The sequence below is a fragment of the Bradyrhizobium sp. 160 genome, assembly GCF_023073735.1.
Lineage (GTDB): Bacteria > Pseudomonadota > Alphaproteobacteria > Rhizobiales > Xanthobacteraceae > Bradyrhizobium.
Genome location: NZ_JADPKD010000080.1, coordinates 26218 through 39479, shown reverse-complemented (window position 1 = coordinate 39479; position 13262 = coordinate 26218). Strand labels below are relative to the sequence as shown.

11 protein-coding genes and 2 pseudogenes are annotated in these 13262 nt (G+C 58.1%); 11 read left to right on the top strand and 2 right to left on the bottom strand.

Features of this window, described 5'->3' with window-relative positions:
* Nucleotides 1-179 precede the first annotated feature (179 nt).
* Nucleotides 180-383 (top strand): annotated as a pseudogene (locus IVA98_RS33650) (IS21 family transposase); the annotation flags it as partial.
* Nucleotides 376-1388, top strand: a pseudogene (locus IVA98_RS37875) (transposase); the annotation flags it as partial. The pseudogenes IVA98_RS33650 and IVA98_RS37875, both read left to right, overlap by 8 nt.
* Nucleotides 1389-1972: 584 nt before the next feature.
* On the opposite strand, the gene IVA98_RS33645 reads toward IVA98_RS37875, so the two are convergent.
* Nucleotides 1973-3826 (bottom strand): HrpF/NolX family T3SS translocon protein, encoded by a 1854-nt coding sequence (locus IVA98_RS33645; RefSeq protein WP_276577998.1) that lies wholly within the window; start codon nucleotides 3824-3826, stop codon nucleotides 1973-1975.
* 628 nt (nucleotides 3827-4454) lie between these two features.
* Here IVA98_RS33645 and IVA98_RS33640 point away from each other — a divergent pair.
* From IVA98_RS33640 to IVA98_RS33610, 7 genes are all read left to right on the top strand, one after another.
* Nucleotides 4455-4640 carry a hypothetical protein gene (locus IVA98_RS33640; RefSeq protein ID WP_247275818.1) on the top strand — a complete coding sequence of 62 codons (186 nt, stop codon included), beginning with the start codon at nucleotides 4455-4457 and terminating at the stop codon, nucleotides 4638-4640.
* A gap of 67 nt (nucleotides 4641-4707) precedes the next feature.
* A complete protein-coding gene (locus tag IVA98_RS33635) occupies nucleotides 4708-4992 on the top strand; it encodes a hypothetical protein (RefSeq protein WP_247275817.1) in 285 nt (94 codons plus the stop codon).
* Nucleotides 4993-5118: 126 nt separating this feature from the next.
* Complete coding sequence (locus IVA98_RS33630) at nucleotides 5119-6009, top strand: SctD/MshK family protein (protein WP_247275816.1); 891 nt, start codon at nucleotides 5119-5121, stop codon at nucleotides 6007-6009.
* Between the two features lie 36 nt (nucleotides 6010-6045).
* Nucleotides 6046-6582, top strand: a complete 537-nt coding sequence (locus IVA98_RS33625; RefSeq protein ID WP_247356586.1) for a hypothetical protein — start codon at nucleotides 6046-6048, stop codon at nucleotides 6580-6582.
* A 2-nt stretch (nucleotides 6583-6584) separates the two neighbouring features.
* Nucleotides 6585-7028 (top strand): histidine kinase, encoded by a 444-nt coding sequence (locus tag IVA98_RS33620; protein ID WP_247356584.1) that lies wholly within the window; start codon nucleotides 6585-6587, stop codon nucleotides 7026-7028.
* Nucleotides 7009-9159 (top strand): type III secretion system export apparatus subunit SctV, encoded by a 2151-nt coding sequence (sctV, locus tag IVA98_RS33615; protein WP_247275813.1) that lies wholly within the window; start codon nucleotides 7009-7011, stop codon nucleotides 9157-9159. Before IVA98_RS33620 ends, sctV begins: the two co-directional genes overlap by 20 nt.
* A gap of 1293 nt (nucleotides 9160-10452) precedes the next feature.
* Complete coding sequence (locus tag IVA98_RS33610) at nucleotides 10453-10596, top strand: NEL-type E3 ubiquitin ligase domain-containing protein (RefSeq protein WP_247275812.1); 144 nt, start codon at nucleotides 10453-10455, stop codon at nucleotides 10594-10596.
* Between the two features lie 427 nt (nucleotides 10597-11023).
* Here the strand turns inward: IVA98_RS33610 and IVA98_RS33605 are convergent, their stop codons facing one another.
* Nucleotides 11024-11719 carry an EscC/YscC/HrcC family type III secretion system outer membrane ring protein gene (locus IVA98_RS33605; protein ID WP_247356575.1) on the bottom strand — a complete coding sequence of 232 codons (696 nt, stop codon included), beginning with the start codon at nucleotides 11717-11719 and terminating at the stop codon, nucleotides 11024-11026.
* A 185-nt stretch (nucleotides 11720-11904) separates the two neighbouring features.
* On the opposite strand from IVA98_RS33605, the gene IVA98_RS33600 reads away from it, so the two are divergent.
* Both IVA98_RS33600 and sctJ read left to right on the top strand, forming a co-directional pair.
* The gene (locus IVA98_RS33600) at nucleotides 11905-12384 is read left to right on the top strand and encodes a nodulation protein NolB (protein ID WP_247356573.1); all 480 of its coding nucleotides are present in this window, start codon (nucleotides 11905-11907) and stop codon (nucleotides 12382-12384) included.
* A gap of 9 nt (nucleotides 12385-12393) precedes the next feature.
* The gene (gene sctJ, locus IVA98_RS33595) at nucleotides 12394-13260 is read left to right on the top strand and encodes a type III secretion system inner membrane ring lipoprotein SctJ (RefSeq protein ID WP_247275809.1); all 867 of its coding nucleotides are present in this window, start codon (nucleotides 12394-12396) and stop codon (nucleotides 13258-13260) included.
* Nucleotides 13261-13262 lie beyond the last annotated feature (2 nt).

Genomic DNA, 13262 nt, shown 5'->3' with positions numbered 1-13262 from the left:
CGGTTTTGGTCCACGGCATGGTGTCCTCCCTCGAATCTTTGCAAATCCGAAGGAATCACAAGCCGGCCAAAACCGCTCACCCTTTTTCGGTCAGGCTCTGAGGACGCCGTAAAAGGAAGGCCTGACAGAAGACCGCATCGTGCACACGCCGAACGGGTCAGAAACTTCTTGCATCACGGGTGGCAACGACAGAAGGCTCTACACGAAGTACCGTCAGCCCGCCAGTGGCCGCCGCCAAGGAGTCGTTTAGTCCGTCAACCGCGTATCGGACCGAGAACAACCCCGCCTACCATCGCAGAAGAAGGGTGGGCGCGGCCGTCGCCGGCCGGACCGGTTGGCCGATGTGTTTTGAGTCAGAAGTGGTGCCGATGCTCGAGGCAGCCCGATATCACCGATGCGCAGTGGCTGCAGCGGCTCCATTCGTTTGGGCTGTCGCGAGCCAGCTTTCGGCCCAAAGTACAGATTGCGGAGCCGCGATCCTACGTGCGCCAGCGCGAGCGTCTGATTGGGTACGCGGCCTCCCACATCAAGCATATGCACAACGCCTTGACGGAGATAAATCTTCAACTCCACCAGGTCTCGCCGACATCACCGGCGCCACCGGCTGCGCCTCATCCGCGCGATCCTTGCCGGCGAGCGCGATCCTGAGGCGCTGGCGTGCTTGCGCCATTACAGTTGCCACGCTAGTGCGGAGACGATCGTGAAGGCGCTCACCGGAGGCTATCGCGCCGAGCGTCTGTTTGCGCTCGAGCAGGCACTTGCGCTTTAGGACGCCTACCACGAGAAAGCATCTGTCTGCGACGCCCGGGATCGAAGCCGTGTTGAAGGCGCGTCGGAATCGAACCGATCAGGCGAACGCTCTAGCTTACGAACGTCCGCGTGGCGCTGTTCCGTTGGTCGGAAAGGACGTCACCACGCTCGACGGCCTCGGTCCTTACCTCTCGCTGAAGCTGATCGCTGAATGGGGCGACGACCTCTCCTCGTGGCGAAGTGCAAAGCATTGTACCTCTTGGCTGGACTGGCGCCGAACAACAAGGTCTCCGGCGGCAGAATGCTCTCGTCCGAACGCGCGGATCCGGCGGTAGGGCGGCGGCACTTCTGCGCCTTGCTGCCGTGACCGTGGGCCGTACAGACACCGCGCTCGGCAGCTTTTACAGGCGACTTTCATCGCGTATCGGCAAGGCCAAGGCAGTGACCGCCACGGCCGGCAAGATCGCAGTTCTGTTCTACAATGCTGTGCGATACGGACGGACTATGTCGATCCAAGGGCCTCGTCCTACGAGACGCGTTACCCAACGCGAGTGGTCAACAATTCGCATGGGCGTGCCAAGGCATTGGCCTTTGTTCTCCAACCCTTGGAGCCGCAAGTCGGTGCTCTCGTTTCTTAGGAATCATTCTCCAGCGTCAACTCCCTGCTCTTGGCATTTAGTGACTTCACATCGACCGCGGGCGCAACCGTCGCCGAGCTCCCCGCGCCGAACACGTCAGAAGCCCAAGCCTCAAGCTGAGCTTTCCAGGCCGTCACCGGATGGGGTGGACGTCGAAGTGCTCGGCCAATTGGGCTATCGTCCGGTCGCACTTGACGGCGGCACGCGCCACCTTCGCCTTGAAAGCCGGGCTGTGGTTCTGCGCGGTTCGTCTGTTCTTGGTCTCTCCTGTTCGCGGCCATCATCGCCGCTTTCAGGCAGAAACTCCAATTATCGACCTGTTCAAATTCCGGACCCGGCTTCTCAGAAGAGTGGCGCCAGGTGCTTGGGGTGCGCCTCGAGTGCAGCGCGCGTTCTTCCGCCGCCGTTTGCCAAGTGGCGGCTTCGCCCTGACGACCTGGCACATACCGAGTTTCTCGACGCCGTGCTGTCGAGCGGCGCTGAAGGTGCAAGCCTCCGTCCCTGAAAAGGTAGGTACCCATCCGCACCTTACCCGCAAAACTGGCCTTTCAGACCACCGTCTGAGACGACGACGGCGTAGCGACCTAACTCGGAACGCCTGCGGCCTGCATGGGCTCGGTAAGGCGTGCCTTCAGGTCGTCCAAATGGTCCTCGGCATAGGACTGCACTTTCGAGATCGCCGTATCGAGGCCGAACTGCACGGTCTGTTCGAGCATCTCCTTTGCGAGGCCCTCGCGCAGCGCGAATTTGACCTCGGGCCCAGCGACAAAGCTAATGGCCTGCCCCGCAAGATTAAGGCCAGCCTCTTTCAGGGCCTGTTTCATATCACCCCCACTAATGCCCGTATGCAGAAGGCTCAATGCTTGCGACTCGAGCTCGAGCACCATCGATACGCCATCGGCCAACTCGCCCAGTCCCGGAATGACGCCGAGCAGGCCTACTGCCGTGGCCTCCCAGTCGAGCACCTTCGAGCCCACCTTGGCTACGTCATCGACCGCATGCATGAGGACCCCGCCATTCTTCTTCGGAGACGCGACATCGGGTTGGTCGGATACCCCCATCACCATATCTGTGACTGCATTTTGTTCAGCGGCGGTCTTGGGGACATGGGTCTTGATCTGCTGAACGGTATGGTTCGCAAGTGACATGTTGCTATAGAAGTGCCTGAAGTCGTTGTTGCTGATATTACCAGAGTCGACCGTATGCCCGCCGCCTAAGTCGAAGAACTCCTGATGGGTTTTGTAACCCGTAATCGAATTGTTTAGCAAACGGAACAAGAGCGGGTCCGAGAGCAGTTGCGATGCCGCTTCTCGTATCTTCGGGTCGAGAGTCTTGTCATCCACCATACTCGCCAACTTGTGTCGTGTCAGGTCGCCGTCCCCGAAGAAGGCATTCTGATTCTTGTTGATCGTGTCGAGCGTGTTCAGCTCGCTTTGCGTGGAATTCATCGACGACGAGGCGACTTGCAAGAAGTCTTCCTTGTGGATTTTATCAGTCGCACCACCGCACAACTGCTTCCAGGCGTCCGGGTGATCGAGGAAGTGTTGAGCCGCCGCGATCAGCTGAGGCGGACACTTACCGATGTCGGCGTTGCCGTCGACGATCCGCTTGAAATCGTCCAGGCTCAAACTCTTGGGCAGGTAGTCAGAATACTTGTAAAACTCGCGCAATGCATCATTCAAGGTCATGTCCGACGGTTGTCCATTCGAGGTGCCGTCGGATGGAATATAGTTCTGCTCGTAGCTATGCGCTTGCTGCTCCTGGAATGTAGCAACCTGCGAATGGCTGGCGGAAAACTCTGACAGATCCTTGGCCTTGATCTTGCCGCCGCAGCGGCCGTCCCCCTGGGAGCCAATCGCATAGAAGAGCTCTGGATCGCGTCGCAATCCGTCGATCGCCTCCTTCAGATCCGGGGGCGTCGAGGGATCGCTGGCCTTGGCTGCCAGCGAGTCCCAGCTGAGTGGGCATTGGTCCTTGTGCCGGTTCAGCACTGCCACGATCTGCAACTCGGCATTGGTCAGCGTGCCGCCGTCCCACGTGATCCTAGAGCTTGGCACCGGAGTGCTCGGAACGTCTGGCGATGGAGCAGCCGTCGCCGATGCGTCTGCACTAGGGGAGTCAACCGACGAGGAATCGACCGAGGAGGAATCGACCGAGGAAGAAAAAAACGGATCCTTCATCACCGCCTCGATCGCCGCCTTCGCGTGCGCTGACAACTGGTCCAGCGAATCCTGCGGGATCTGTAGCTCTGATTGCAGCAGATCCGGCGGCGTGGAGGGAACGTCGGATTTCTCTTCCCGCGAGCAGATGGACACCATTGCCTCGAACATCGAAGGTTCGCCTTGCCGAATCTGGCCGGGGGTCTGCGCGGATGATCCCAAGGCCGACGAACGAGCTGGATCTGCACTGGCGGGCAGCGAAATGCTGTTGAGCTGCATTAGGTTCATTCCATTCCATTGCGGTAAATACTTGACGTCGGCGTCGTAAGATCGAGCTTTCATATTAAGGGGGCGAGCTTTCGAGAAGCTGACGACTTTTAGACGGAGCAGGACGAGCCAATGTCGGTCGTCTTAACATCCCGGAGAGGCGTCATCGTGCTCATGAAACTCATCTCCGGCTCAGAGCATGTGCAAGCACGACGCTGTTCTGACGCTTTCGCAAAGCAGGTGCCTGCGGTCGTCAGTCCCGAGTGACGATCGCTGTGGAGCCACGAAACAACATCACCGCCGATTCCCGCGGCAGCATTTCCAACTGCGCGCGGTTTTGCCTCTGACTTGCCATCACACCATTGCTGATCGAGCAATGTGATGAGGTGCGTTCGGCAGGCGCCGCGATCTGGCGCTCGTCGGCATAATGTAGAGATTGAAAGTGGGGCCGAGAAATTCGCGCGGTGGCAGTCGCGGCATGTACCTGCGAATGCGCTCTCTCAGCTGGGTTGACGTTGACGATAGTGAGGTTGTTCTCATTCTCGTCAGCTTCTCGACAGCTAGTCCCAGTAGCGTAAGCAATGTGAATCGCTCGGTGGTGATACCACCGTTTTGGCGGAACTGAAGTGAGAGGCACCAGATGGCCGGGGCAATCGAAGGCGTCATCCATACCAATTCTGACAGTGGCAGCTCGCAGTCGGTAACTGATCGTCAGAAGTTCGAATCGGCTTTCGGTTCGGTTCTTGCCAGCGTCGCGATGCAGGCGATGGAGCGAAACATGTCAAATCTTCGCGAAGCTATAGCTGAAACAGAAGAGGATACCTGACGCCGGTTCTTCGACGTCAGTGGAGTGTTGCCATTGATGGCGGCAAAAAAACGGAAGGTGAAGCGATATGACCAAAACAAGTTCTACTAGCTCTTCTACTGGTGGTACCCACGACACCCATGACAGCAAGGCAAATAGCAAGACTGATAGCAAGACTGATAGCAAGTCCACGAGTTCCAGCGTCGGTAGCTCGGCGGCCGATAACGTTGGTGGGACGGGTACTTTCGAGAAACTGATCGACGAATTGAAGGCGGTTAACCAGCAGGCCATGGTGCAGGACATACGGTTGCGTGCACTGACGACCGAGCTCTCGAGTGAGAGGAAGGCGGCCAGCGAGCGCGTCAACGGATAACGGTAAAAGGCGGGGCGAATCGTCGCTCCGCCTTTCCCGTCATCGGGTGATGTGAGTGGTGCGGCCTAGGAATGAATCGTGCGACCAATCGCCCTGCCGTGCTCGTCATGGTTCGGAGAATTGTCCGTGAATGAGGCCGCCTCCTTACATTTCGAGGTACTGTCGGGACCTTATGTCGGGCTAAGCGGGAAGGCGGCTGCCGGAACGAGCCTTATCGGTAGCGGCCTCGACGCGGATATGGTTTTCGTCGAACAAGGGCTTGAGCCGCATCACCTACGTATCACCCTCGTTGGCAATTCAATCGAGCTTGAGGCTCTTGCAGCCGTAAGCACCCCAGAGGGCGAAGGGGATATTGCCGCAGGTGAACGTGTTGTTCTTTTTCTTCCCGCCGTCATTCGTGCGGGCGCCATGTCTATTCGCTGGTCGATGCAGAATGCAGTTGAGGCTCGGTCGATCAGCCTCTCGCGCGTTTGGATCTCAGCTCTCGCCCTCGTGCTCCTCAGCTTTCTTGGTGTAGGCGGTCTCTCCACCATTTTCTTCAAAGCCACCGGAAGTGCACCGACCGGCATTGCGCCGCCTGCCGCAGAACTTGTACCCAAGCTGGGCACGAACCGGCCTGACGATCGGCGAGCTCAGGCTGCAGCCGAAGTGCTGAAACAGGAAATTGATAAGGCGGGCCTGCTCGATATCAGGGTTGGTTCGGGGCCGGGTTTTGTTAGCGCTGAGGGAAAAGTCACGCCTGCAACCGTTGCGAAATGGCAGGAGCTCCAGCAATGGTTCGATGGTCGTACATACGGTGCGGTCACACTGGTGAACGGAGTGATCGTCAAGGAGGAAAAGCAGCCATCCTCAATCGCGATCGAAGCTGTTTCGCGCGGATCCCAGCCCTATCTGCTTGTCGGTGGGCAGAAGTATTTCGTCGGCGCTCTCTTGGCCGAGGGATGGGCGGTCACTCGAATCGAGGATGGGCGTGTGCTGCTAAGCCGCAATGGCCGCGTTGTTGCCGTTCCGTATTAGGCTTTCCTGGCCCGAAGGAAGGATAAGGAGATCGTCATGTCAAAGGTTTCCCGCTACGATGTCGGGCCTGGCACTGCTTCGCAGACACTCAGCGAGGACCATCATGAACCAGTGATAGGGCCGACCATCCAACCCATTAAAGGTGAGGCGGACGGTGCTCGTGCAAATGGCGAGAAGGAGCGTGCGTCGATCTGGGGCGAGCTGAACACGCCTTCTATGTCGCTGGATGTAGCGATCGAAGCCGCATCGGAGGCCAAAGATATTGATGCAGTCTGGCGTGTCAGTCTCAACGAGATGCGCACTCGCATTTATGAGATCGAGCAGCCCGCTGGGGTGGGATCGCTCTACGGGCGCGATATCGCGCACGATCTACTCTCCTTCGTCACTCCAAGCCTACGTCATCCGGACATGCTGCGGGCAGAGCGGTATAGCATTGTTCTGGAACGTCTCGTCCATAAACTGGCGGCCGCGCCTGCGGATTCGATGGCGGGGGACGGTATCGTCGTCCTACGGCAGGGACTGCACTGGCTAGCGCTGCTCCGCCAGAATCGGAATAGCTTGATCGAAGCCTAACAATGTTCAACTCCGATGGAGCGCAACGGACGACCAACGTTTCCGAATCCGATAACGTCTCACTGAGTTCCGGGCATGAGCGCGATTTGCTCTGTACACTTTCCTATCTTCACCTTGCATGTGGGCAGAGCGCAGAATGCGTGGCTCTCTTGCGACTCATCGTCGGCAACGACTCGCGAGATGTCGATCTATTACGGATTCTCGCCTATGCCCTCATCTTGGAAGGCCTCGGAGGTGAGGCGTTGCAGGTCCTAGATAGACTGAACGCACTTGATGACGAACCCTCGGCGCGTATCTCTTTGATGCTGTTGCGTAGCCACGCCCTGCGGCGGGCCGGCCTCATAGACGAGGCGCTCGCCGCTTTCCAACGCTATGTCTCGTTGCGTGAGAGCACTGGCCTGATCAATCAACGATCGGAAGGTCCCCATGACCAGCGTCCTGCGTAAGATCATTGCGCGCGCGTCGGCCAGCTCCGATTTGATGGTCGCGTTGATGCTGCTTCTGACGGTCGGCATGATGATCATGCCGATCCCGATAGTGGCGATTGATACGCTCGTCGGCTTCAATCTGGGCTTGGCCATATTGCTGCTGATGGTCGCTCTCTATATTAGCACTCCACTTGATTTCTCGTCCTTGCCGAGCGTCATTCTGATTTCCACGGTATTCCGTCTGGCGCTCACCGTCTCAACGACGCGGCTGATCTTGGCTGAGGGGGATGCGGGCAGCATCATTCGCACATTCGGTGATTTCGTCATATCGGGAAATATCGTCGTCGGCATTGTCATATTTTTAGTCGTGACCATGGTGCAGTTCATCGTCGTGGCCAAGGGGGCTGAACGCGTGGCCGAGGTGGCGGCGCGGTTCACGCTCGATGCTCTGCCAGGCAAGCAGATGGGAATCGATGCGGAATTGCGCAATGGCCATATCGATCAGAATGAAGCCCGCAGCCGGCGCGCTACATTGGAGAAAGAAAGTCAGCTTTACGGGGCTATGGATGGCGCCATGAAATTCGTGAAGGGCGACGCCATCGCAGGATTGGTGGTTATCTGCGTCAACATGCTGGGCGGGATCACCATCGGCCTGCTCTCCAAGGGAATGTCTTTCCAGGCGGCGCTGCATCAATATACCCTGCTGACCATAGGTGATGCGTTAATCTCACAAATTCCCTCGCTGCTGCTCTCGATTACAGCTGCGACAATCATCACTCGAGTAAATGGGGTTGTAAGGCTCAATCTTGGGACCGACATCGTTAACCAGCTCACAGCAAACTCGCACGCATTGCGGCTGTCTGCCGGCGTACTCGTTGTAATGGGGGCTATTCCGGGTTTTCCGCTCCCTGTCTTTCTCGTCTTGGCTGCAGTCTTTGCGGCAGCGAGCTTTGCCGACGGTGCGACCCAAAGCGGCAAGAAAAGCGCTGATATCTCTCGCCCGGCTCCCACACAGTCTAACAAGGATATCGTGCCTGCGGAGGCGCTTCCCATCGCATTGTTCCTTGCGTCAAGTCTGACACGGGCGATCGACAAAGAGGAATTGCAACAGCACATTGCACGCGTTTCGGGACTGATCTCGTCTGATCTCGGCATCACAATTCCGCGCATCCCCATCGAGGTCGACGAGCGCTTGCCAGACTTGCAGTACAGGGTGGATGTCGAGGGCGTGCCCGTCGAGCAGGAGTTAATTGATCCAACGCAGCTCGCACTCCGCGACGATCCGGCCAACATTGAATTGAGTGGCATCCCGTTTCGGCATGACCGGGAGACGGATCAAATCTGGATTGAACAGAGCAATGCACCGGCTCTCAAAGCAGCCGGCATCGGGCACCACCGTCCCATTGAAATCCTGGCCTTACGCGTCCATTCGGCGTTGACCCGCTATGCACAGTGCTTGGTCGGTATCCAGGAGACGCGCCAGTTGCTGGCTCGCATGGAGACGGAATATTCCGATCTGGTCAAGGAGGTGTTGCGTACGACGCCGATCCCTAAAGTAGCCGACGTCTTGCGGCGCCTCCTGGAGGAGGGTATTCCGATCCGGAACACACGGCTGGTCTTGGAAGCATTGGCCGAATGGAGCGGACGTGAACAAAACGTCGTCTTGCTCACGGAACATGTTCGCTCCGGTCTGAGACGGCAAATCTGCCACCGGTATGCCAACGCACACCGCGTCGTTCCGGTCTTTATCATCGAACGTCAAACCGAGGATATCGTGCGCAGCGCGGTTCGAGAGACTGCCAAAGGACCCTACCTGGTTTTGAGCGACGAGCAAAGCGAGGCGCTGCTTTCAAAAATGCGTCAGATCCATTCGAACGTAGTTCGGGGGCAGATCCGGCCCGTTATCCTTGCTTCGATGGATATACGACGCTTTGTCCGCGGCTTTCTCACCCGTAATGGGATCGATCTTGCTGTTCTATCCTATCAGGACCTTGCCTCGGACTTCACAATCCAGCCTGTTGGATCCATTACACTCGCAGCTGCAAAGGACGACGACGCGCCGTCCGAGGAACTCAGCAACACGTTCCTTGCAGCCGATTCACAGGCGCAGCAGTCAATCCAAGAAGGACCGCATGAATTCACCTCGTAAGTCAGTGCGGTGGCGCTTGGGTTCATTTTGTGTGCTTTCGTGCTCGGCTCTCTTCGCTACTCTGGGGCTCTGCAGTTGCGCTAGCTGGGATAGACCAGCTCTTCAAATGCAAGAGCCGCCGGCGCCAAAGTTGCTCGGCGCCAAAGATATCGATCCAGCTATGCGCGAACGCATTGAGTGCGCGATCGGCCGGACTCCTGACCAGGAGCTTTGCGCGACGCGTTGAAGCAAAAATGCTCGGAAGATCAATGCAGCGGATCGGTGTTGCGTGTCGATGCGAAAGCGCCTCGCATTGAGTGCTCGCCAACGTCTGCCTGGACCTGCGATTAATATGCGCTCAAGACTAAATGCGTTAACTCGACAACGTGGGACGCTTGGTGAGACACAACCGCAATACAAGCAATGGCGACAGCGCAGCGTATTCCGATTGCGCGGACCAAATCACGTGGTCCGCAACGATCGGTGCGAGATATCGCGCAATGCAAGCACCCGCCCGCTGCGCTGGCGTGCCGCCCTACAGAAGTGACCCGGCATAGCTAATAGTAGCGGACGTATTGGTTCTGTTGTCTCGATTACCAACTAGGTGAGCAGGGCCTTTTTGGGAACCCCCCGTGGATGCTAAGTGCGGCAGGGAACTGCTGCGGCATAAGAGATGTGATACAGTTTGATTTGCGACGCGCCTCTCTTGCGCTAGCCCCGTCGCGTGCGGCAAGCGTGGTGCTTGGAAAAGGGGTGTCGAAACCCGCTCGTAAGATCCCTGTGTTCGTCTCCTGGCTTGCTCGTGGGCAGGAAGTCTCACGTCACGCGTTACCCGGCATAGCACTCAGCGTGAACTCCAATTGATCGGCTGATTGGGGTTTTCCTGCATACGCCATGGCCGATACCAGGTGTGATGCAGGGATTTGCCGCATCGTTATGCCGCCGAGCGACTCGGCACCCGCTGGGCTCGTCAGGAGGTACAAAGGAAATTCCGAACGCCTATGCGATGAGCCAGTCAACCAGTCCTCGTCTCACCCCGGATGGAACAGCCTGATTGCCTGGCGGCAGATTACGTAAGCGATGGCGGCAGCCGGTCGATGTTGCGAAAGGTGGCAATAACTTGCGCGCACCATCTGGGCCCTGCTGGTCAGAGGCGGCATCTATCATGCGCCGCCTGCAATGCTGAAAACCTAATCTTCAGAACTCTCCGGCGGAAGAAAGCTGCCAAGGAGGCAAATCTGGACGGACCCCGAATGACGACATTCCCGGTGTTCTTGGAGTTCGGGCGGTAGAGTGTCGGGCAGGCTGGTCAGCATGCGCTTCTTCGGCGTATCCTGGGTCACTGAGTACGACCTCAGCACGGCTGAGATGCGGGTGCGCGACGAGGAGGAGACGGGGTTGGCCGACTATCTGGCAACTCGGTGGCAACCCTGGGAGACGGTCAGCGAGCGGGTATAGTAGCCGGAGCGATAGCCCAGCCGCGCCTCGCCGCGCCCAGCGCCTCCGCCATCGCGGCTTCGATAGCTTCCTGCACCGCACCCCGGATCAGGGGGTTCAGGATCCCTGTCCGACGCAATAAGCTGTTTGACGGCAGAGCCATCCGTCCTAATCTTCGTCACGGTCGTGATGGTCCTTGCTCCGCTATGGGCGGTGATCTTCGCAAATACCGGATTTACCGTGACCGCTTCAGCCGCTCAGGTTTTGCAGAACCTCCCGCACACTACCACCGGACATCCGGATACTGGTGGACAAGGTGGCGCAGCAGCAATTCTCGTGTTCTGGAGCCGATTTACGACACGTACGTCTCGCCGTGCTTGTGCGGCGTCTGACCGGACGATCGGTCCAGGCTCCTTGCACAACCCGCGTAACGGCTGATTGAGCTGTATCATCTTGGGCCCGGCCCTTGCGCAGGCAAGGCACCCTCCTGGCGCGGCATGTCTGAAGAGTAGGGGCCTTCAGTTCGCCCATCCCGAACGATCGACGCGGAGGCGCCCCGATATAACATCAGCACAGATTCCCGGGACGGCATCTCGACGGAGCGAGGTCGCGCCTGCGCCTCCGCCACAAGACCATTGAGCGTCTGATCCACGAGTGCGATGAACCGTGGTGGACCGGACGCAAGGACTAGGCCATTTCCCGGAGCCGATCTCATGATGTAGCGTTCGTCGGAAATGGCGAGCGCATCGAGGGTTGCCTTGAGCGCGTCGCAGCTGATTGAAGTTAAGACAAGCAGACGAGTTTGCGCTTCCTTTGCGGTAGAGACGTAAAGCACGAGCCCATCGTAATACCATTGAAGATTGTAGAGTTGAGTCAGATGATCAAGGAAGGCGCGCGGTGGCAGGTCCGGCATGTGCCCGCGGATCCGACCCTTCACCTCGGCGCTGATGGTGACTTTAATATTGAGGTTGTTGCCGAATTCCTGCAGCGCGGCAGAAAGCTCCTGATCCAGAACCGTATACCGATAAGGGGTCGAGGGCAGCGACAGGGGAGCGCCGCGCGCGATCTGTGTTCCGCCGGAAATGAAAACGGCGACACACAGAACTCCGTTCAAAACGTGCGGGATTATGGATCGGATGAGCATTCATGGTTCTCGTTGACTTAAACTAACAGGAGTACGTTCGGTACGTGAACGCGAAACGTGATCTTTAGATGGCGATGTGCGGGCGAACTCGTCAGCTTGTCGTCAGCTGGCCTGTCTAGGACATTGAGCCGCTAATCGGCTTGAACGGCTGGTCGTATCACATCTCGATGAGAGCGAGTCTTTCCATGATGATGTTAGGCGCTGCGCCGATCTCTCACAATCTAGAAGGCCTGTCCAAGGCCTGTTCGGCAACAGCGGTCGACGAGCAGGTCCAGTTTCAGCAGAGCCTCTTGCAAGCGGCTTCGGTTCCAGACCTTGCGGCTCCAGTAACGGGAGCGGCGCCCGTTCCGCCGATATCCGAGGTATCGCGTGCAACAACACAGGCGAGCCCGCTGGGCGATCGCATCCTCCAGAACCTTTCTGCGATGTATCCGGTCAATGCAGTTCCAAAAGGTGCGGAGACCGGGTCGACGTCGGAGCCCCTATTGCTGCAGCCGGGCAAAGCGGGAGCGGGTGTGCCGGGCGTCCCCAGTGGCGCAGGTGACTTCGAGGCGATGTTGGCGAATCTGAAGGATGTTTCTGACAGCGTCATCCAGGTAACACTCATTTCAAATGGCATCGGTAGCCTCGGTTCATCTCTGAATAAGCTGATATCGGCCGGCTGAGTGGGGCGAATGATTGGTTTAATCGATCGCGAAAGCGGTCAGGCGCGCCCATTCCGCAAGCGGCTTCAACTTCTGGCTCTGCTGCCGCTCCTGCTTGCCCTGGTTGGTTGCAAAGCCGATCTCTACACGAAAGTTCAGGAGCGTGAGGCCAATGAAATGCTTGCGGTCCTCCTCAAGAACGGGGTCGATGCGCTCCGCGTTGCTGCTAAGGATGGGACTATCACGATCCAGGTCGAGCAGACTCAGATTGCTTCCGCAATCGACCTGCTGAATGGCGAAGGGTTGCCGCGCCACGCTTTCAAGAGTCTAGGCGAAGTGTTCAGCGCGGCGGGTCTGATTGCTTCGCCAATCGAGGAGCGCGCCCGCTACGTCTATGCGCTGAGCGAGGAATTATCTCGCACGATCAGTGATATCGATGGTGTCCTCTCGGCGCGCGTCCACGTTGTTCTGCCAAAGAACGACCTGTTGCGACGTGACACCACGCCATCTTCGGCGTCGGTTTTCATCCGACATGACTCAAGGGCAAATCTCTCAATCTTGCTGCCGCAGATTAAAATGCTCGTCGCCAACAGCATCGAGGGCTTATCCTATGACAAGGTGGCTGTTGTTTTCGTCTCAGTCGAGCGGCCCGCACTAGAGCCGCGACCAGCGGCTGCGGCTGGTTTCGCCCAAGCATCTGGAGTCATTTCGACGCCATTGGTTGCGGTTGGCATGGGTCTCGGCGGGTCTGTATTCGGCGTGCTGTCCTGCGTCTTGCTGAGCGCTCGTGGGCGCCAGCGCAGGCAATCATCTCAGAAAGTTAGCGCTGTTGGTGGGCGCTCGGCTGTCTCTGCTATGGAGATGATTCGCAAAGCGATTAAGCCTAATGCGGCGTAGTG

What these genes read in the sequence shown, in the direction of transcription:
- IVA98_RS33645 (WP_276577998.1), bottom strand. Translation starts at nt 3,826, where the DNA reads ATGCAGCTCAACAGCATTTCGCTGCCCGCCAGTGCAGATCCAGCTCGT.
- IVA98_RS33640 (WP_247275818.1), top strand. Translation starts at nt 4,455, where the DNA reads ATGGCCGGGGCAATCGAAGGCGTCATCCATACCAATTCTGACAGTGGC.
- IVA98_RS33635 (WP_247275817.1), top strand. Translation starts at nt 4,708, where the DNA reads ATGACCAAAACAAGTTCTACTAGCTCTTCTACTGGTGGTACCCACGAC.
- IVA98_RS33625 (WP_247356586.1), top strand. Translation starts at nt 6,046, where the DNA reads ATGTCAAAGGTTTCCCGCTACGATGTCGGGCCTGGCACTGCTTCGCAG.
- IVA98_RS33620 (WP_247356584.1), top strand. Translation starts at nt 6,585, where the DNA reads ATGTTCAACTCCGATGGAGCGCAACGGACGACCAACGTTTCCGAATCC.
- sctV (WP_247275813.1), top strand. Translation starts at nt 7,009, where the DNA reads ATGACCAGCGTCCTGCGTAAGATCATTGCGCGCGCGTCGGCCAGCTCC.
- IVA98_RS33610 (WP_247275812.1), top strand. Translation starts at nt 10,453, where the DNA reads ATGCGCTTCTTCGGCGTATCCTGGGTCACTGAGTACGACCTCAGCACG.
- IVA98_RS33605 (WP_247356575.1), bottom strand. Translation starts at nt 11,719, where the DNA reads ATGCTCATCCGATCCATAATCCCGCACGTTTTGAACGGAGTTCTGTGT.
- IVA98_RS33600 (WP_247356573.1), top strand. Translation starts at nt 11,905, where the DNA reads ATGATGATGTTAGGCGCTGCGCCGATCTCTCACAATCTAGAAGGCCTG.
- sctJ (WP_247275809.1), top strand. Translation starts at nt 12,394, where the DNA reads ATGATTGGTTTAATCGATCGCGAAAGCGGTCAGGCGCGCCCATTCCGC.